Genomic DNA, 18,959 nt, shown 5'->3' with positions numbered 1-18,959 from the left:
CTAAGTCAGTCTTGGAAATGGATCGGTCGGAAGCACCGCGATCGCAGCGGCGGGCAGCGCGTCGGCTTCGATCAGAACGGCCGCCCTGGCGAGATCGTCAGCCATGTAGCGGTCGGCGGCGAGCGCCGGAACCTGCTCTCGGAGCGCGGCAATGACCGCAGCGAGCGGCGCGCTCGTTGAATGCGGCGCGCGCAGCGTGATGCCCTGCGCGGCGACCAGCAGTTCGATGCCGAGGATGGCGGCGAGATTGTCGGCCATATCGGACAGCCGGCGCGCAGCATGCGCGGCCATCGAGACGTGATCTTCCTGGTTGGCGCTGGTCGGCGTCGAATCGATCGAGCACGGCATCGCACGCTGCTTGTTCTCGGCATAGAGCGCCGCCGCCGTCACCTCGGCGATCATGAAGCCGGAATTGATGCCGGGTTCGGGCGTCAGGAACGGCGGCAGGCCGAAGTTCAGGGCGGGATCGACGAGGGTCGCGATCCGCCGCTCGCTGGTCGCCCCGATCTCCGAAAGCGCCAGCGCGATCTGGTCGGCGGCGAACGCCACCGGCTCGGCGTGGAAATTGCCGCCTGACACGATCTCGCCGGTCTCGACCAGGACCAGCGGGTTATCCGTCACGGCATTGGCCTCGATGGTCAGCCCGCGCGCGGCCTGCGCGAGCAGGTCGAGCACAGCACCCGCGACCTGCGGCTGGCAGCGCAGGCAATAGGGATCCTGCACGCGCTCGTCGCCCTCGAGATGCGATTGCCTGATATCGCTGCCGTCAAGCAGCGCGGTCAGGGCGGCGGCCGCAGCGATCTGCCCGTCATGGCCACGCAAAGATTGAATCTCGGGACGAAACGGCACCGTCGACGCCATCGCCGCATCGACCGACAGCGCACCGGTCACCAGCGCGGCGCACGCCAGGCGATGCGCTCGCAGCAGACCGGAGATGGCGTAGGCGGAGGAAAACTGCGTGCCATTGATCAGCGCGAGCCCCTCCTTCGGGCCGAGCGTCAACGGCTCGAGGCCGGCAACCGCAAGCGCTTCACGACCCGGCACGACTTTGCCATCAAGGATTGCCTGCCCCTCCCCGATCATGACCGCGGTCATGTGAGCGAGCGGCGCGAGATCGCCGGAGGCACCGACCGAGCCCTGCTGCGGCACCAGCGGATAAACGCCGCGCGCCAGCATGCCCTGCAACTGCTCGATCACCTCGCGGCGCACGCCGGATGCGCCGCGACCGAGCGAAATCACTTTCAACGCCATCATCAAACGCACGATCGGCTCGGGCGTGTTCGGACCGACTCCACAGCAGTGCGACAAGATGAGGTTGCGCTGAAGCAGCGCGGTTTGATCGGGCGCAATGCGCGTCGATGCCAGCTTCCCGAAACCGGTATTGATGCCGTAGACGGGAACGTCGATATGCGCCGCCTTCGCCACGATCTCCGCGGCCGCCTCGACGCGCGGCCAGCACGATAGATCGAGCATGATGGGCGCGCCCGCGAGCACGCGCACCAGGACGTCGAGGCCGACGGTTCCGGGCGTCACGACGACAGGCGCATCCCGATCGCTCATTGCCCCCTCCACACCCGGCTGTGCAGCGGGTTGAAGCCGATGCGGTAGACCAGTTCGGCCGGACGCTCGATGTCCCAGATCGCCAGATCGCACCACTTGCCGGCCTCTAACGTACCGGTCTCGGCGAGCATGCCGAGCGCGCGCGCCCCTTCCCGCGTCACCCCTGTGAGGCATTCGGCGACCGTCATCCGGAACAGCGTTGCGCCCATGTTCATCGCCAGCAGGAGCGAGGTGAGCGGCGAGCTGCCAGGATTGCAATCGGTCGCCAGCGCCATGTTCACACCGTGGCTACGGAACAGCTCGACCGGCGGCTTGTGCGTTTCACGAATGAAATAGAACGCGCCGGGCAGCAGGACCGCGACGGTGCCGGCCTTCGCCATCGCCACCGCGCCGGCTTCGTCGGTGTGCTCGAGATGATCGGCCGAGAGCGCCGAGAATTTCGCGGCCAGCGCCGCGCCGCCGAGATTGGACAGCTGATCCGCATGCAGCTTGACCGGCAGTCCGAGCGCACGCGCCGCCTCGAACACCCGCGCCGTCTGCTCTCCGGAAAACGCGATTCCCTCCATGAAGCCGTCGACGGCATCGGCGAGGCCGGCGCTGGCCACGGCCGGCAGCATCTCGTTGCAGACCAGATCGATGTAACCGTCCTTGTCGCCGTTGGCCTCCAGCGGCAGCGCATGCGCTCCGAGGAAAGAGGTGCGGATCGCGACCTGCCGCAGGCGGGCGAGGCTGCGTGCCGCCGCAAGCTGTCGCATCTCGGTCTCGGCATTGAGGCCATAGCCGGACTTGATCTCGACGGTGGTTGCGCCCTCGCCGATCAGCGCGTCGAGCCGCGGCAGCGCGCCGGCGACGAGCTCCGCCTCGGTCGCCTTGCGCGTCGCCGCAACGGTCGAGACGATGCCGCCGCCGGCGCGCGCGATCTCCTCATAGCTCGCGCCCTTCAGGCGCAGCTCGAACTCGTGCGCGCGGTTGCCGCCGAAGACGAGATGGGTGTGGCAATCGACGAGCCCAGGCGTGATCCAGCGGCCGGCACAATCGATCCGATCAACGGCGTCCGCATCCACAGGAAAGTCCGACTGCACGCCGGCATAGACGATGCGGCCGTCGCGCGCCGCGATCAGGCCCCGCTCGATCTCGCCGAGATCAGTGCGGTCGCTGCGCATCGTGGCGAGCCGGGCGTTGTGCCAGATACGGTCGAAGCGCTCTGCCATGCGATCGTCCCCTCGAGGTGGGATGCTTGACTTATATGTCTAGACATATAATCGTGTCCGGGTTCTGTCCAGCCGGCGTGGAAAAATGACACGACTGCATTTCGCATTCGCGCTGCTGCCTTCGGGCTGGGCCAATGACGTGCAAGTCGTCGTTGTCGATGGCGCGATCGCCTCGGTGACGACGGGCGTTGCACCTGGCGCCGGCGACGAACGTCACCAAATGGCGGTTCCGGGATTGGCGAGCCTGCACAGCCACGCCTTTCAGCGCGGCATGGCCGGCCTTGCCGAACTGCGCGGCGACACGACCGATACGTTCTGGACCTGGCGTGAGACGATGTATCGCTTCACGCTGACCATGACGCCGGACGACGTCACAGCCGTCGCGACCCTGCTCTATGTCGAGATGCTCGAGCGCGGCTTTACCCGTGTCGGCGAGTTTCACTATCTGCATCATGATCGAGACGGCGCGCCCTACGCCAATCTCGCCGAGATGGCCATACGCATCGCAGAGGCCGCCGACGCCTCCGGCATCGGGCTCACGCTGCTGCCAAGTTTCTATGCTCACAGCACGTTCGGCGGCGCCGCACCGCATGCCGGGCAACGTCGCTTCATCTGCTCGGTCGATCAGTTCGCCGCGCTGATGGCCGCCTCGCGCGAGGCAATCCGAAAACTTCCCGGCGCCAACATCGGCATCGCTCCGCATAGCCTGCGCGCCGTGGCGCCGGATGAGCTGGCGGCGATCATCCCGCTTGCCGGGGCGGACCCGATCCACATCCACGCCGCCGAACAGGTGCGCGAGGTGGAGGATTGCCTTGCCTGGTCAGGACAGCGGCCGGTGCAGTGGCTGCTCGAACATGCGCCCGTCGATCAGCGCTGGTGCCTCATTCACGCGACCCACATGACGGAGCAGGAAGTCAATGCACTCGCCGGCAGCGGCGCGATTGCCGGCCTTTGCCCCGTCACCGAAGCAAGTCTCGGCGACGGCATCTTCTCGGCGCGCGAATTCCTCGCCGCGGGCGGCCGGTTCGGCATCGGCACCGATTCCAATGTGCTGGTCGGCGTCGCCGACGAGCTGCGCCAGCTCGAATACGGTCAGCGGCTGAAACACCGCGAGCGCAATGTGCTCTCGGGGCGTCCCGGCACATCCACCGGCCGCGCCCTGTTCGACCAGGCGCTCGCGGGCGGCGCGCAGGCTCTGGCACAGACCAAGGCCGGGCTTGCGCCCGGCGCGCGCGCCGACATCGTCAGCCTCGACACCGCGCATCCGTCCCTCGCGGGACGGTCGGGCGATGCTGTTCTCGACGGCTGGCTGTTTGCAACTGGCAGCGACGCGATCGACTGCGTCTGGGCCCGCGGGGACAAGGTGGTCACAGGCGGACGGCACCGGCTGCGTGACAAGGCGCGCGAGCAGTTCAACGCAAGTGTGCGGAGGCTCGTCGCGTGAGTCTCGCCTCCGACCAGCCCAAAACGAATACAGCCGGCAAGCCGACGATCTACAAGCGCATCCGGCTCGACATCGAGACGCGGATCCTGACCGGCGAATGGCCGCCCGGGCATCGCATCCCGTTCGAGCACCAGCTGATGGCGCGCTATCGCTGCTCGCGCATGACGGTGAACAAGGCGTTGTCGGAACTGGCGCAGGCCGACCTGATCGAGCGGCGGCGCCGTGCCGGCACCTTCGTGCGCCGTCCGCAGCATCTGTCGGCGGTGCTCAAGATCGCCGACATCCGCGCCGAGATCACCGCGCTCGGCCGCAGCTACGGCTATCAGCTGATCGAATGCCGGCGCCGTACCGCGACATCGGCCGATCGCGCCCGGCTCGGCGTCAGCACGGCCGGCAAGATAGTCGCGATCGCCTGCCGGCACAGCGCCGACAATGTGCCGTTCGCCGTCGAGGACAGGCTGATCGATCTCTCCACGGTCCCGGAAGCTGCAACCGCGGACTTCGCCCGCGAACCGCCGGGATCATGGCTGCTGCACCATGTGCCGTGGACCGAAGCCGAGCATACCATCAGCGCCGTCGTCGCCGACGACCGCACGGCAAAGGCGCTCGACATCGCGGTCGGCGCGCCCTGCCTCGTGATCGACCGCTACACCTGGCGCAGCGCACGCACGGTGACGGCGGTGCGGCTGCATTATCCAGGCGAGACGCATCGGCTGGTGGCCCGCTTCAAGGGAGGCTGAGGACAGCTTGCGCGGCATATTTCATGCAATGCATCATGGGCCATCGTCCGCCAACATGCTTCATGCGGCAATCCGCCGCGACTGAAGAGATCAGTGACGTGAAGACATCAACTGGGTTCAATCCATCGTTCAAGGGGTCGACAATCATGCGTTCCTTCAAGCTATTGCCCGCAATCGCAGTGTTGCTCGCGTCCACGGGCGCGTTCGCGGATGACGTCAAGGTCGGCGTCGGCATCTCCGGATGGACCGGCTTCGCGCCGCTGACGCTCGCCAAGGAGGCCGGCATCTTCAAGAAGAACGGCCTCGACGTGACCCTGAAGAAGATTCCGCAGAAGGACCGCCATCTCGCGATCGCCTCGGGCGACATCCAGTGCGCGGCCACCACGGTCGAGACCTGGATCTCCTGGAACGCCAATGGCGTCGCGACCAAGCAGATCTTCCAACTCGACAAGAGCTATGGCGCCGACGGCATGGCCGTGCGCAACGACATCGCCGCGATCAAGGACCTCAAGGGCAAGACCGTCGCGGCGTCGGCGCCCGGCACCTCTCCGTATTTCGCGCTGGCCTGGATGCTGAAGAAGAACGGCCTCACGGTGAAAGACGTCACCGTGGTGAATCTGGAGCCGGCCGCCGCAGCGCAGGCCTTCGTCTCCGGCCAGAACGATGCCGCGATGACCTACGAGCCTTATCTGTCGACGGTGCGCGCCGCTCCCGACAAGGGCAAGATCATCGCGACCACGCTCGACTACCCGATCGTGATGGATACGTTCGGCTGCACGCCGAAATTCCTGACCGACAATCCGAAGGCGGCGCAGGCGCTTGCCAACAGCTATTTCGAGGCGCTCGACATGATCGCCAAGGACCAGGCCAAGTCCTACGAGATCATGGGCGCTGACGTGAAGCAGACCGGCGAGCAGTTCGGCAACTCGGCAAAGTACCTGCGCTGGCAGGACAAGGCCGCCAACCAGAAATTCTTCGCCGGCGACTTCCTCACCTTCAACAAGGACGCTGCCGAGCTGCTGCTCGAGGTCGGCATCATCAAGGCCGCGCCGAAGGTCGAGGACATCTACGACGCCAGCTTCATCAAGTAACGCAGCAACCATTTCGACCGGTCCCGCATCGCGACACAGCTGGCGGGACCGGCGCATAAGCTACTCCCGGATCATCTGATGCGCCCTCTCGAGCCCACGACATCGAAGCAGCGCGTGGCCTATGGCCTCGCCTTCTTCGTGCTGTTCGTCGCCCTCTGGTCCTGGGCAACGTTCGGCGGCCATGTGTCGAGGACCTTCCTCGCCAACCCGCTGACCATGGTGCAGGAGGGCTATGAGCTGCTCGCAAAGCAGGGCTTTCTGTTCGACATCGGGATGACGATCTGGCGCGTGATCGGCGGGTTTGTGCTTGCTGCCGTCATCGCGGTGCCGCTCGGCGTTCTGATGGGCGCTTACAAGCCGATCGAGGCCTTTCTCGAGCCCTTTGTGTCCTTTGCGCGCTATCTGCCGGCATCCGCCTTCATCCCGCTGCTGATCCTGTGGGCGGGCATCGGTGAGTTGCAGAAGCTGCTTGTGATCTTCATCGGCGCAGTATTTCAGATCATCCTGATGGTCGCCGTCACCGTCGGTGCCACACGGCGCGACCTGGTGGAGGCCGCCTACACGCTCGGCGCCCGCGACCGCGGCATCATCCGCCGCGTGCTGCTGCCCTCCGCCGCGCCCGAGATTGCCGAAATCCTTCGGCTGGTGCTGGGCTGGGCCTGGACCTACGTCATCGTGGCCGAATTGATCGGCTCATCATCCGGCATCGGACACATGATCACCGACAGCCAGGCGCTGCTCAACACGGGCCAGATCATCTTCGGCATCATCGTGATCGGGCTGATCGGCCTGATCTCCGATTTCCTGTTCAAGGCCTTCAACGCCTGGCTGTTCCCGTGGAAGCTCGCATGACCGCGCTCAGGATCGATCAGGTCTCGCGAACCTTTCCCGCCCGCGCCGGCAACGCGCCGACGAGAGCGCTCGAGCCGACCACGCTCGACGTCGGCAACAACGACTTCGTCACCATCCTCGGCCCCTCCGGATGCGGAAAGTCCACTTTGCTCCGGATCATCGCCGGGCTCGACCGGCCGACCAGCGGACGGGTCACGCTCGACGGGCGCGAAATCACCGGCCCCGGCGCCGATCGCGGCATGGTGTTTCAGTCCTACACATTGTTTCCGTGGCTGACGGTGCGGGAGAATATCGCCTTCGGCCTGCGCGAGCGCGGCGTGTCACAAGCGGAGCGCCATGAGATCGCCGATGCGTTCATTCGCCGGGTCGGGCTATCGGGCTTCGAAAATCACTGGCCCAAGCAGCTGTCGGGCGGCATGCAGCAGCGCACCGCGATTGCCCGTGCGCTGGCCAACGATCCGAAGATCCTGCTGCTCGACGAGCCGTTCGGCGCGCTGGACAACCAGACGCGCGCGCTGATGCAGGAGATGCTGCTGGGGATCTGGGAGCGCGACCAGAAAACGGTGCTGTTCGTCACCCACGACATCGAGGAAGCGATCTTCCTCGGCAGCCGCGTCATCGTCATGAGCGCGCGTCCGGGCCGCATCAAGGCCGAGATCGCAGTCGACCTGCCGCATCCCCGGTCCTACAAGATCAAGACCACGCCCGAATTCGTCGCCCTGAAGGAACGGCTGGTCGAGGAAATCCGCACCGAAGCCCTGAAGGTCGCCGAACAGGCCTGATGATCAGCCACGCTTCTAGAGCCCTTCCCGTTCCGAGTGAATCGGGACGGGCTCCAGACTCTTGTTTTGACGCGTTTTCTTAACGCGAACCGGTATCCACTTCGCTCGAAAACGCTCTAATGGCTGATCATCCAGGGCCGCGCGGTCGGAAAGCCCTTGGCGCCGCTCTTGGTTTTGGTCATCAGCCGTGCCGGCTTCTTCCTTCCCGTCGAGCAGCAGCCGCAGCCCGGGCCGTGCGCCGCCTTGTATTGATCGAGCGTCTTCGGCGCGTGGCGGCTCTGCTCGTTGGTGGCGTGGGCCTTGCGCTTGTCGGAGGGCATGCAGAAGAACGCCGGCGCGGTCAGGATCACGCGCGGCGACGTCGTCTCGCATTGCGGGCAGTCCTGCGGCAGGTCGCATTCCGCCATCGGCCGCATGTCGGTGAACGGGCCGCAGTCGTTGCAGAGATATTCGTATATCGGCATTTCCTTCATCCTTGCGCAATCGTGCGTGACATCCGGCGATGGATGCGGGGCGGCCAATACGCAGCCGTCCCGCACCCTTCGCGCAGGGATCACCAAAAGGATCACTTGTCCGGCGAGATTGGCATCTGCACGTCGCCCGTGATGTGCTTGATCGGTCCCGCCGACGACGGCATGACGTCGAAGTCGAAGATCTCCGTCGGCAGCCACAACGTGGCGCAGGCATTCGGCACGTCGACGACGCCGGAGATGTGACCCTGGCACGGCGCGGTGCCGAGGATCGAATAGGCCTGGGCGCCGGAGTAGCCGAACTTCTTCAGATACTCGATCGCGTTCAGGCAGGCCTGGCGATAGGCGATGTGGACGTCGAGATAATGCTGCTTGCCGGCCTCGTCGACCGAGATGCCCTCGAAAATCAGGTAATCCTTGTAGTTCGGCGTGATCGGCGACGGCTTGAACACGGGGTTCTTGATGCCGTATTTCGAGACGCCGTCCTTGATGACGTCGACCTTGATGTGCAGCCAGCCGGCCATTTCGATCGCGCCGCAGAAGGTGATCTCGCCGTCGCCCTGGCTGAAATGCAGATCGCCCATCGAGAGGCCGCCGCCCGGCACATAGACCGGGAAGTAGATCTTCGAGCCGCGCGACAGATCCTTGATGTCGCAATTGCCGCCGTGCTCGCGCGGCGGCACGGTGCGGGCGCCCTCGAGGCCGATCTTGGCCTTGACGTCACCCTTGGCCTGGCCGGCATGCGCGGTCGGCGCGAACGGCGGATTGGCAAGGCCCGGCACCCGGGTCGGGTTGGTCGCGATCAGCTCGGCCTCGCGCTTGTTCCAGGCCGCCAGCATCTTGGCATCGGGCAGACAGCCGATCAGGCCGGGATGGACCAGGCCGGCGAAGTTGACGCCGGGCACGTGGCGCGACGAGGTGTAGAGGCCCTTGATGTCCCAGATCGACTTCTGCGCCAGCGGGAAATGGTCGGTAAGGAAGCCGCCGCCATTCTGCTTGGAGAAGAAGCCGTTGAAGCCCCACAGGCTCTCCTTCAAGGGACCGACGTCGAGCAGGTCGACGACGAGGAGGTCGCCAGGCTCGGCGCCCTTGACGCCGATCGGGCCGGACAGGAAGTGCACGATCGACAGATCGATATCGCGCACGTCGTCGGCGGAATCGTTGTTCTTGATGAAACCGCCGGTCCAATCGACGGTCTCGATGATGAAGTCGTCGCCGGGGCTGACCCACTCGACGATCGGAACCTCCGGATGCCAGCGGTTGTGGATCTTGTCGTTTTCGTAGGCCGACTTGCTGAGATCGACCTTGATCAGTGTATCTGGCATCGCATTGCTCCCCTTGGGTTACTGATAGTTAGACGGACAGGTACTTGGAAATCTGCGCGGCATCGACGCTGGCGCGCGGATCGTCGCGGACGATCTCGCCATTCTCGATGACGAGCACCCGGTCGGCGATGTCGAGCGCGAAGCTCAGGACCTGTTCGGAGACCACAATCGACAGCCCGCGCTCGTCGCGGATCCGCTTCAGGGTGCGCGCCATGTCCTTGATGATCGACGGCTGGATGCCTTCGGTCGGCTCGTCCAGCAGCAGCACCTTCGGCTTGGTCGCCAGAGCGCGGGCGATCGCGAGCTGCTGCTGCTGTCCACCCGAGAGATTGCCGCCGCGGCGGCCCTTCATCTCGAGCAGCACCGGAAACAGCTCATAGATGTCGCCCGGTACCTCGGAGCCGCCTGACACCACGAGCCCGGTCTCGATGTTCTCCTTCACCGTCATCGTGGAGAAGATCATGCGACCCTGCGGCACATAGGCGAGCCCCTTCGCGACCCGCTCGTAGCTCTTCATCGCGCCGAGCTCGGTGCCGTCCATGGTCACCTTGCCGCTCTTGGCCGGCAGGATGCCCATCAGCGACTTCATCAGCGTGGTCTTGCCCATGCCGTTGCGGCCCATGATCGCGACGATCTCGTTGGGCGCGACCGAGACGTTGAGGCCGTGCAGCACCTCGCTCTGGCCATAGGCGACGTGAAGATCATTGATTGCCAGCATCGTCCCGGTTCCTCAGTGGCCCAAATACACTTCGATGACTTTCGGATCGTTCTTGACGTGCTCCATCGTTCCCTCGGACAGGATCTGTCCCTGGTGCAGCACCGTGACCTTGTGCGCGATGTCCTCGACGAACTTCATGTCGTGCTCGATCACCAGCACCGAACGGTCCTTGATGATGCGGTTGAGCAGCTCGGCCGTCTTGGCGCGCTCGGACACGCTCATGCCGGCGACCGGCTCGTCGAGCATCAAGAGGTCCGGATCCTGGATCAGCAGCATGCCGATCTCGAGCCACTGCTTCTGGCCATGGCTCAACTGGTCGGCATAGGTGTTGAGCTTGTCCTTCAGGAAGATCATCTCGGCGACCTCCTCGACCCGCTGCCTGACGGTATCGTCGCGCTGGAAGGTCAACGAGCCGAACACGGTCCGGCCGCGCGGGAAGGAAATCTCGAGGTTCTCGAACACGGTGAGATCCTCGAACACCGACGGCGTCTGGAACTTGCGTCCCACCCCGGCCTGCACGATCTCGTTCTCGCGCAACCTGGTCAGCTCCTGGCCACGGAACTGGATCGAGCCTGACGTCGCCCTGGTCTTGCCGCAGATCAGGTCGAGCACCGTGGTCTTGCCGGCGCCGTTCGGGCCGATGATGACGCGGATCTCGTTCTCCTCAACATAGAAGGAGAGATCGTTCACGGCCTTGAAGCCATCGAACGACACAGTGAGACCGGAGACCGCGAGCAGGAAGTCCTTGGGCTGATGGCCGACGAGCATGATGATCCCTCCTCACTCGGCCGGCGCGCCGTCGGCGATCAGGCCGGCCGCCGATTTCGATTTGCGTGATGCCAGCAGGCGATCGATGCGCGGCTGGACGTGGTCCGCCCAGATGCCGGAGAGCCCGTTCGGGAAGGCGAGCACGACCGCGATGAACAGCGCGCCGAGGCCGAACAGCCAGAGCTGCGGGAAGGACTCCGAGAGGCTGGTCTTGGCGAAATTGACCAGGAGCGCGCCCCAGACTGCGCCGAAGATCGACATCCGGCCGCCGACCGCGGTGTAGATCACCATCTCGATCGACGGCACGATGCCGACGAAGGACGGCGACATGAAGCCGACCTCGAGCGTGAACATGGCGCCGCCGATCGCAGCGAACACCGCCGCGGCGCAGAACGCGAAGATCTTGAAGTTGGCGACGCTGTAACCGGAGAAGCGCACGCGATCCTCCTGCTCCCGCATTGCTACCAGGATGCGCCCGAGTTTTGTCAGGCGGATGAACTGCGCGACGCAGATGCAGCCGAACAGCAGCACAACCTCGACGAAATACAGAATGAACTTGGCGTGATCGGTGCGGATGTCCCAGCCGTGCAGCGTGCGTAAGTCGGTAATGCCGTTGATGCCACCGGTGTAGCCTTGCTGCCCGACAATCAGAATAGTGAGGATCGCGGCGATCGCTTGCGTGATGATGGCAAAGTACACGCCGCCGACCCGACGCTTGAACATCGCGGCACCGATGATCAGCGCGAAGACCGCGGGAACCAGCAAGATCGCAAGCAGCGTGACCGGGAAGCTGTGGAACGGCTTCCAGAAGAAAGGCAGCGAGGTGAGCTGGTTCCAGTCCATGAAGTCGGGGATGCCCGGCGTCGACTGGATCTTGGTGTTCGCGACCGACGACGCCTCGAGCTTGAGGTACATCGCCATGCAGTAGCCGCCGAGGCCGAAGAACACGCCCTGCCCCAGGCTCAGGATGCCGCCATAGCCCCAGCACAGCACGAGGCCGATCCCGACGAAGGCGTAGGTCAAATATTTGGCGACGAGGTTGAGGCGGAAGATATCCAGCGACAGCGGCAGGATGACAAACAACAGCACCGCGAGCGCAAGGAAGCCGAGCAGTTCGGAGCGATTGAAAAAGCGCGAGTTGATGATCATGACCAGCCTGCTTGTTCTTATTTGCGGACCTTGAGCGCGAAGAGCCCCTGCGGACGCACCATCAGGATCGCGACGATCGTCAGCAGCGTGATCACCTTGGCCATCGATCCCGACAGGAAGAATTCCAGCGTCGATTGGGTCTGCGAGATCGAGAAGGCGGAGGCGATGGTGCCGAACAGCGAGGCGGCGCCGCCGAACACAACCACCAGGAAGGTGTCGACGATGTAAAGCTGGCCGGCGGTCGGCCCGGTCGAGCCGATCATGGTGAAGGCCGAGCCGGCGATCCCGGCGATGCCGCAACCCAGGCCAAAGGTGTAACGATCGACCTTCTCGGTGTTGATGCCGACGGCGCCCGCCATCACGCGGTTCTGCACCACGGCGCGCACCTGCTTGCCCCAGCTTGACCAGAACAGCACATAGGCGACCGCGATCGTGATCAGGATGGTCAGCGCCATCACGAACATGCCGTTGATCGGTATCTGGATGGAGTCGGTCGCTTGCCAGGAGCCCATCATCCATTCCGGCAGTTCGACGCCGACCTCGCGCGCGCCGAAGACCGAACGATAGGCCTGTTGCAGGATCAGGCTGAGGCCCCAGGTCGCCAGCAGCGTGTCGAGCGGACGCTTGTAGAGATGGCGTATCAGCGCCCACTCGACCAGCATGCCGAGCGCGCCTGACGCAGTGAACGCGAGGATCATTGCGATGAAGAAGTAACCGGGGAACAGCCAGGGCGCGACGTGCTGCACGGCGTTCGACGTCATCCAGGTGACGTACGCCCCCAAGATCATGAACTCGCCGTGGGCCATGTTGATGACGCCCATCTGGCCGAAGATGATGGCAAGGCCCAGCGCCATCAGCACATAGACGGAGAACAGGATGAGCCCGGCAAATCCCTGCATCGCAAGGATGGCGCCGAGATCGCTGATCGAATAGTCGCCGAACATCTGGTCCTCCGTCATTCCAAGGGGCACGCGCCGCCGGTCAAGCGACGCTCGTTCCGTAGCGTGGACGATGACGTCCACGCCACGATGCGTTGTGGAGCTTCGTAGCCCGGGTGAGCGGGTGCGATACCCGGGACGGTCCCGCATATCGCCCCGCTCATGCGGGCTACTGGCTCACTGGTAGCCCTTGGGGAACGGATCCGGCTCGACGAGATCGGCGGTCTCGTAGATCAGCTCGTACTGGCCGTCGGCCTTGGCGCGTCCGACGCGGGTCTTCGACCAGAGGTGATGATTCTCGTGGATCCGGACGTAACCTTCCGGCGCGCCCTTGAACTCGACGCCGGGCGACGCGGCCGCCACCTTGTCGATGTCGAAGGAGCCGGCCTTCTCCACCGTCAACTTCCACAGCCACGGACCGAGATAGGCAGCCTGGGTGACGTCTCCGATCACGGTCTTCTCGCCCCACATCTTCTTGAAGGCGGGCACGAAGGCCTTGTTGTTCGGATTGTCGAGCGACTGGAAGTATTTCATGCAGGCATAGGCGCCGGCGATGTTCTCGCCGCCGATGCCGTCGATCTCGTCCTCGGTGACCGAGATCGTGAGCAGCGTCTGCTTGGACAAGTCGATGCCGGCCGCCTTGAGCTGCTTGTAGAATGCGACGTTGGAGCCGCCGACGATGATCGCGTAGATCACGTCCGGCTTGGTCAGCTTGATCTTGTTGATGACCGAGTTGAACTGGGTCGAGCCGAGCGGGAAGTACTCCTCGCCGACCACCTTGCAGCCCTGCAGATGGTTCTCGATGTGCTTGCGCGCGATCTTGTTCGAGGTGCGCGGCCAGATGTAGTCCGAGCCGAGCAGGTAGAAGCTCTTGGCGCCCTTGGTCTTGTTGACCCAGTCGAGTCCGGCGATGATCTGCTGGGTCGCCTCCTGCCCGGTGTAGATCACGTTCTTGGACTGCTCGAGGCCTTCATAGAAGGTCGGGTAGTACAGCATGCCGTTGTACTGCTCGAACACCGGCAGCACCGCCTTGCGCGAGGCCGAGGTCCAGCAGCCCATTACGGCCGCGCATTTGTCGTTGACCAGCAGCTTCTTGGCCTTTTCCGCGAAGGTCGGCCAGTCGCTGGCGCCGTCTTCCTGGATGAACTTGATCTTGCGGCCGAGCACGCCGCCGGCGGCATTGATCTGCTCGATCGCGAGCTTCTCGGCCTCGACCGACCCGGTCTCGGAGATCGCCATGGTGCCGGTGACGGAATGCAGGATGCCGACCGTGACTTCGCTATCGGTGACTGCAAGACCCGTGGTATTGACCGCAGAGGTTGCAGGAACGTCGGCAAATGCCGGACGGCCCAGCATCGAAACGGCCGGCAATGCCGCCATTCCCATCAAGAGTTTGCGTCGGAGCGGAGACTTCAGGCCTGGTTTTGGTTCGTCTGACATGAGCACCCCATCTGGTTCGAGAACGCTTATTGATCAGGCGAGGATTGCTCACTTTTGTGCAGCGCACTGATACGTGAGATCGCGTATACTGCACCGCAAAATAGCGACGTAGGTTTTTGGTACGGGATTTGCCCGCGATCAGCGCATCGTGGACCAGGAGTTCAAACGAGTGGCAGGGCGGCAGCGGATAGACCGCGTCAGGCGCCAGTACAATCAATGGGTCGCCAACCAGACGCTGGAAGACTACGCGCTGCGCTTCACCGCCAAGAGCGCGCGGCGCTGGTCCGCCGCCCGCGTCGCCAACACCGCGCTCGGCGCGATCTCCTTCCTCGCGCTGGAGGCGATCGGCGGCACCATCACCCTGAACTATGGCGCGATGAACGCCTCCGCCGCGATCCTGGTCGTCAGCGTCATCATCTTCCTCTGCGGACTGCCGATCGCCTACCATGCCGCGAAAAGCGGCATCGACATCGACCTGCTGACCCGCGGCGCCGGCTTCGGCTATATCGGCTCGACCATCACCTCGCTGATCTACGCCTCCTTCACCTTCATTTTCTTCGCGATCGAGGCGGTGATCCTGGCCAGCGCGCTCGACATGTGCTTCGGCATCCCGCGACCGATCGGCTATTTGATCAGCGCAGTCGTGATCATTCCGCTGGTCATCTACGGCATCACGCTGATCAGCCGCTTCCAGCTCTGGACCCAGCCGCTGTGGATCATCCTCCACATCATGCCGTTCGCGGCGATCGCCTGGGCCAATCCGCATTCCTTCACCGAGTGGCGCAAATTCGCCGGCGATCACGGCGATCCCGCAGGGACTCTCGACCTGCTGCTGTTCGGCACCGCCGCCTCCGTCGTGTTCGCACTGGTGGCGCAGATCGGCGAGCAGGTCGACTTCCTGCGCTTTCTGCCGCGCGACCGCCGCACCTCGCGCAAGGCCTGGTGGATCGCGCTGCTGAGCGCCGGTCCCGGCTGGATCGTGCTCGGCGCGCTCAAGCTGCTGGCCGGTTCGTTCCTGGCCTTCTTCGCGCTCAGCCACGGCGTCTCGGCCGAGCACGCGGCCGAGCCGGCCAACATGTATCTCGAAGCCTTCCGCTACGTGCTGTCGCAGCCGGATCTGGCAATGGCGCTGACCGGGACATTTGTGATCCTGTCGCAGGTCAAGATCAACGTCACCAACGCCTATGCCGGCTCGATCGCCTGGTCGAATTTCTTCTCCCGCCTCACCCACTCGCATCCGGGCCGCGTGGTGTGGCTGGTGTTCAATGTCGTCGTCGCGCTGCTGCTGATGGAGATCGGTGTCTACAAGGCGCTGGAGCAGACGCTCGCGCTCTACTCCAACGTCGCGATCGCCTGGGTCGGCGCGCTGGTGGCCGATCTCGTCGTCAACAAGCCGCTCGGCCTGCGGCCGCAGCACATCGAGTTCAAGCGCGCCCATCTCTGCGATATCAATCCGGTCGGCGTCGGCGCGATGACGATCGCCACCGTGGTCTCGATCAGCGCGTTCTACGGCCTGTTCGGCCCGACCGCGAAGGCGCTGTCGGCCTTCGTTGCGCTTGCGGTCGCGTTCGTCACGGCTCCCCTGATCGCCTGGGCCACCGACGGCAAGTACTACATCGCCCGCAAGCCGAAGCGGAGCTGGCAGAACATCGAGTCGATCCAGTGCTGCATCTGCGAGCATGCGTTCGAGCCCGAGGACATGGCTTCCTGCCCGGCCTATGCAGGCCCGATCTGCTCACTGTGCTGCTCGCTCGACGCACGCTGCCATGACCTCTGCAAGCCGCATGGCCGGATCGGCGCGCAGGTCTCGGACGCCCTGGGCAAGGTGATGCCGCAGCCGATCTACGCCCGCATCAATTCACAGCTCGGGCATTACCTCGGCGTGTTCGCCGTCTCAGCCGGCCTCGTGGCGCTGGTGCTCGGCCTGATCTACCTGCAGACCACGGCGGCCGTGCATGCCAATGAATTGCTGGCCGACGTGCTCTGGAAGGTGTTCTTTGCGCTGACCCTCATCATCGGCGTGGTCGCCTGGCTGTTCGTGCTGGCGCAACAAAGCCGGCGCGCCGCGGAAGCGGAAACACGCCGCCAGACCACGCTGCTGATCCAGGAGATCGACGCCCACAAGCGCACCGATGCCGAACTGCAGCGCGCCAAGGAAGTCGCCGAGTCAGCCAATCTCGCCAAGAGCCGGTACGTCGTCGGCCTCAGCCACGAGCTGCGCTCGCCGCTGAATGCGATCTCCGGCTACGCGCAGCTATTGGAGCAGGACGACAGCCTGCAGGTGCGGCCGCGCGAGCAGGTGCGCGTCGTCCGCCGCAGCGCCGATCATCTGTCTGGGCTGATCGACGGCATCCTCGATATCTCCAAGATCGAGGCCGGCCGGCTCTACCTGTCGCGCGACGAAGTGCGGCTGAACGATTTCCTCGAGCAGCTGGTCGGCATGTTCCGCCTGCAAGCCGCAGCAAAAGGCATCGACTTCGTGTTCAAACGGCCGGCCGTGCTGCCCGTCGTGGTCTATGCCGACGAGAAGCGGCTGCGTCAGATCCTGATCAACCTGCTGTCGAACGCGATCAAGTTCACGCAATCCGGCCAGGTGCAATTCGTGGTGCATTACCGCAGCCCGGTCGCCGAGTTCGAGGTGAGCGATACCGGGCCGGGCATCCAGCCCGACGACCTCGAGCGGATCTTCGCGCCGTTCGAGCGCGGTGCGCTCGGCGTCACCCAGCCGCAGACCGGCACCGGGCTTGGCCTGACCATCAGCCGCCTGCTCGCGGGCGTGATGGGCGGCGACATCAAGGTCCTGAGCACGGTCGGCACCGGCAGCACCTTCCGCGTCAAGCTGCTGCTGTCGGAGGTCACCAATCCGCGGCGCGATGCACCGGTCGATGCTCCCGTGTACGGCTATCACGGTCCGCGCAAGACCATCCTGATCACCGACGACGACCCGACCCACCGCGACCTGTTGCGCGAGATCCTGACGCCGCTCGGCTTCATCCTGCTCAGCGCGCCGGACGGACCGGGCTGCCTTGCCCTCGCACAGCATTGCCGGCCGGACTTATTTCTGCTCGACATCTCGATGGCGGGCATGGACGGCTGGACGGTCGCCGAAACCCTGCGCTCCGAAGGCCATCACCAGGCGCGGATCCTGATGATCTCGGCCAGCGCGCTGGAGGCTCATGGCGCGCCGCTGGCGCAGCCATTCCATGACGGCTACCTGATGAAGCCGATCGACATCCCGCGGCTGCTCGAGACCATCCGCCAGTTGCTCAAGATCGAGTGGCAGTATGAGGCCGAGCCGGCCCCGCCTCCGCAATGGAAGCCCGAGAGTGGTTCGCGGCCGCCGGTGAAATATGTCGAAGAGCTGATCAGCCTCGGCCAGCTCGGCTATGTCAGGGCGATCCAGCTCAAGCTCGACGAGATCGGCAATGAGTGTCCCGAACATGCCGATTTCGTCGGCCAGATGCGCACGCTGATCGACCGGTTCGATCTCGATCAATATATGGCGACGTTGAAGACATTGCACAGCTATGACCATTGAACAGAAGAAGCGCGACGTCGCGCTCGTCGTCGACGACTCACCCGAGACGTTGCGTCTCTTGACCGATGCGCTCGATGGCGCTGGCATGACCGTGATGGTCGCGCTCGACGGCGCCTCGGCGATGCGCATCGTCGAACAGATCACGCCCGATATCGTGTTGCTCGATGCCGTGATGCCCGGCATGGACGGTTTCGAGACCTGCCGGCGGCTGAAGCGCGACGCAGGGCTCGACGGCGTGCCGATCATCTTCATGACGGGCCTCGCCGAGACCGAGCATATCGTGCGCGGGCTGGAGGCCGGCGGCGTCGACTATGTCACGAAGCCGATCGTGGTCGAGGAGATGCTCGCGCGCATCCGGGTCCATCTCGCCAATGCGCGGATGACGCAAAGCGCCCGCGCGGCGCTCGACGTCTCCGGCCGCTATCTGCTCGCCGTGAACAGCGCCGGCGCGCTGCTGTGGGCGACGCCGCAGGCACAGCGACTGCTGTCGGATACGCTCGCCGACGCCGCCGACAATTTCGCGCTGCCGGACCCGATGCCGCAATGGCTCGAGCAGGCGCAGAAGGGCGGCACGGGAAAGAAGACAGCGACCGTGGCGTCGTTCCCCGGCAACGAACAGCTTCGGCTGCAATATATGGGCAAGCTCGGGCCCAACGAATTCCTGCTGCGGCTCGCCAAGGACACCAGCGGCGACATGCCAGCCGAGTTCTCCAGCGAGCTCGGCCTGACCACCCGCGAGGGCGAGGTGCTGTCCTGGCTCTCCAAGGGCAAGACCAACCGCGACATCGCGCAGATCCTCGGCCTCAGCCCGCGTACCGTCGACAAGCACCTCGAGCAGATCTACGCCAAGCTCGGCGTCGAGAACCGCACCGCCGCCGCCGCGATCGCGGTCAACGCGAGGCATCGCAAGTCTTGATCAAGCGCACTCTGCGC

General features: G+C 64.6%; 16 protein-coding genes. 7 read left to right on the top strand and 9 right to left on the bottom strand.

All coding sequences use genetic code 11. The features are described from left to right. Both hutH and hutI read right to left on the bottom strand, forming a co-directional pair. On the bottom strand, positions 1-1,560 hold the full coding sequence (hutH, locus tag ACZBJS_RS19225; RefSeq protein ID WP_463439013.1) for a histidine ammonia-lyase: 1,560 nt from the start codon (positions 1,558-1,560) through the stop codon (positions 1-3). Next, complete coding sequence (gene hutI, locus ACZBJS_RS19220) at positions 1,557-2,771, bottom strand: imidazolonepropionase (protein WP_463439012.1); 1,215 nt, start codon at positions 2,769-2,771, stop codon at positions 1,557-1,559. Before hutI ends, hutH begins: the two co-directional genes overlap by 4 nt. Positions 2,772-2,856: 85 nt before the next feature. Here hutI and ACZBJS_RS19215 point away from each other — a divergent pair, with 85 nt between their 5' ends. The 5 genes from ACZBJS_RS19215 to ACZBJS_RS19195 all read left to right on the top strand — a co-directional run bounded on the left by ACZBJS_RS19215 (position 2,857) and on the right by ACZBJS_RS19195 (position 7,680). Next, positions 2,857-4,215 (top strand): formimidoylglutamate deiminase, encoded by a 1,359-nt coding sequence (locus tag ACZBJS_RS19215; RefSeq protein ID WP_463439011.1) that lies wholly within the window; start codon positions 2,857-2,859, stop codon positions 4,213-4,215. Further along, on the top strand, positions 4,212-4,955 hold the full coding sequence (gene hutC, locus ACZBJS_RS19210; protein ID WP_229189284.1) for a histidine utilization repressor: 744 nt from the start codon (positions 4,212-4,214) through the stop codon (positions 4,953-4,955). The genes ACZBJS_RS19215 and hutC overlap by 4 nt, the downstream gene beginning before the upstream one ends. Before the next feature lie 146 nt (positions 4,956-5,101). Beyond that, on the top strand, positions 5,102-6,046 hold the full coding sequence (locus ACZBJS_RS19205; protein WP_057015912.1) for an ABC transporter substrate-binding protein: 945 nt from the start codon (positions 5,102-5,104) through the stop codon (positions 6,044-6,046). Positions 6,047-6,124: 78 nt separating this feature from the next. Beyond that, a complete protein-coding gene (locus ACZBJS_RS19200; RefSeq protein ID WP_057015911.1) occupies positions 6,125-6,898 on the top strand; it encodes an ABC transporter permease in 774 nt (257 codons plus the stop codon). Continuing rightward, positions 6,895-7,680, top strand: coding sequence for an ABC transporter ATP-binding protein (locus ACZBJS_RS19195; protein ID WP_168857084.1), 786 nt, complete (start codon positions 6,895-6,897; stop codon positions 7,678-7,680). The genes ACZBJS_RS19200 and ACZBJS_RS19195 overlap by 4 nt, the downstream gene beginning before the upstream one ends. Before the next feature lie 116 nt (positions 7,681-7,796). Here the strand turns inward: ACZBJS_RS19195 and ACZBJS_RS19190 are convergent, their stop codons facing one another. The 7 genes from ACZBJS_RS19190 to urtA all read right to left on the bottom strand — a co-directional run bounded on the left by ACZBJS_RS19190 (position 7,797) and on the right by urtA (position 14,488). Continuing rightward, on the bottom strand, positions 7,797-8,144 hold the full coding sequence (locus ACZBJS_RS19190) for an FmdB family zinc ribbon protein (protein WP_057015943.1): 348 nt from the start codon (positions 8,142-8,144) through the stop codon (positions 7,797-7,799). A 101-nt stretch (positions 8,145-8,245) separates the two neighbouring features. Continuing rightward, complete coding sequence (gene fmdA / locus ACZBJS_RS19185) at positions 8,246-9,475, bottom strand: formamidase (protein WP_463439010.1); 1,230 nt, start codon at positions 9,473-9,475, stop codon at positions 8,246-8,248. A gap of 28 nt (positions 9,476-9,503) precedes the next feature. Continuing rightward, positions 9,504-10,193 (bottom strand): urea ABC transporter ATP-binding subunit UrtE, encoded by a 690-nt coding sequence (gene urtE / locus ACZBJS_RS19180; protein ID WP_050400072.1) that lies wholly within the window; start codon positions 10,191-10,193, stop codon positions 9,504-9,506. A 12-nt stretch (positions 10,194-10,205) separates the two neighbouring features. Further along, positions 10,206-10,961, bottom strand: a complete 756-nt coding sequence (gene urtD, locus ACZBJS_RS19175; RefSeq protein ID WP_057015909.1) for an urea ABC transporter ATP-binding protein UrtD — start codon at positions 10,959-10,961, stop codon at positions 10,206-10,208. A gap of 12 nt (positions 10,962-10,973) precedes the next feature. Continuing rightward, positions 10,974-12,110: an urea ABC transporter permease subunit UrtC gene (urtC, locus tag ACZBJS_RS19170; RefSeq protein ID WP_057015908.1), complete on the bottom strand. Its 1,137-nt coding sequence runs from the start codon at positions 12,108-12,110 to the stop codon at positions 10,974-10,976. A gap of 17 nt (positions 12,111-12,127) precedes the next feature. Beyond that, the gene (gene urtB / locus ACZBJS_RS19165) at positions 12,128-13,054 is read right to left on the bottom strand and encodes an urea ABC transporter permease subunit UrtB (protein WP_057015942.1); all 927 of its coding nucleotides are present in this window, start codon (positions 13,052-13,054) and stop codon (positions 12,128-12,130) included. 171 nt (positions 13,055-13,225) lie between these two features. Next, positions 13,226-14,488, bottom strand: a complete 1,263-nt coding sequence (gene urtA, locus ACZBJS_RS19160; protein WP_057015907.1) for an urea ABC transporter substrate-binding protein — start codon at positions 14,486-14,488, stop codon at positions 13,226-13,228. A 169-nt stretch (positions 14,489-14,657) separates the two neighbouring features. Between urtA and ACZBJS_RS19155 the strand changes: the two genes are divergently transcribed. Further along, positions 14,658-18,026, top strand: a complete 3,369-nt coding sequence (locus tag ACZBJS_RS19155) for a hybrid sensor histidine kinase/response regulator (RefSeq protein ID WP_463439009.1) — start codon at positions 14,658-14,660, stop codon at positions 18,024-18,026. Next, entirely contained in the window at positions 18,016-18,942 is a 927-nt protein-coding gene (locus tag ACZBJS_RS19150) for a response regulator transcription factor (protein WP_076833513.1), read from the top strand. Before ACZBJS_RS19155 ends, ACZBJS_RS19150 begins: the two co-directional genes overlap by 11 nt. Positions 18,943-18,959: the final 17 nt, after the last annotated feature.

The sequence above is a fragment of the Bradyrhizobium sp. KZN70725 genome (genome assembly GCF_055264925.1).
Note: the sequence above shows the minus strand (reverse complement) of the source record. Positions and strands in the feature narration are given on the sequence as shown.

Bases quoted from the DNA above. Each gene is read 5' to 3' on its own strand.
- hutH (WP_463439013.1), bottom strand. From the start codon at position 1,560: ATGAGCGATCGGGATGCGCCTGTCGTCGTGACGCCCGGAACCGTCGGC.
- hutI (WP_463439012.1), bottom strand. From the start codon at position 2,771: ATGGCAGAGCGCTTCGACCGTATCTGGCACAACGCCCGGCTCGCCACG.
- ACZBJS_RS19215 (WP_463439011.1), top strand. From the start codon at position 2,857: ATGACACGACTGCATTTCGCATTCGCGCTGCTGCCTTCGGGCTGGGCC.
- ACZBJS_RS19205 (WP_057015912.1), top strand. From the start codon at position 5,102: ATGCGTTCCTTCAAGCTATTGCCCGCAATCGCAGTGTTGCTCGCGTCC.
- ACZBJS_RS19200 (WP_057015911.1), top strand. From the start codon at position 6,125: ATGCGCCCTCTCGAGCCCACGACATCGAAGCAGCGCGTGGCCTATGGC.
- ACZBJS_RS19195 (WP_168857084.1), top strand. From the start codon at position 6,895: ATGACCGCGCTCAGGATCGATCAGGTCTCGCGAACCTTTCCCGCCCGC.
- ACZBJS_RS19190 (WP_057015943.1), bottom strand. From the start codon at position 8,144: ATGCCGATATACGAATATCTCTGCAACGACTGCGGCCCGTTCACCGAC.
- fmdA (WP_463439010.1), bottom strand. From the start codon at position 9,475: ATGCCAGATACACTGATCAAGGTCGATCTCAGCAAGTCGGCCTACGAA.
- urtE (WP_050400072.1), bottom strand. From the start codon at position 10,193: ATGCTGGCAATCAATGATCTTCACGTCGCCTATGGCCAGAGCGAGGTG.
- urtD (WP_057015909.1), bottom strand. From the start codon at position 10,961: ATGCTCGTCGGCCATCAGCCCAAGGACTTCCTGCTCGCGGTCTCCGGT.
- urtC (WP_057015908.1), bottom strand. From the start codon at position 12,110: ATGATCATCAACTCGCGCTTTTTCAATCGCTCCGAACTGCTCGGCTTC.
- urtB (WP_057015942.1), bottom strand. From the start codon at position 13,054: ATGTTCGGCGACTATTCGATCAGCGATCTCGGCGCCATCCTTGCGATG.
- urtA (WP_057015907.1), bottom strand. From the start codon at position 14,488: ATGTCAGACGAACCAAAACCAGGCCTGAAGTCTCCGCTCCGACGCAAA.
- ACZBJS_RS19150 (WP_076833513.1), top strand. From the start codon at position 18,016: ATGACCATTGAACAGAAGAAGCGCGACGTCGCGCTCGTCGTCGACGAC.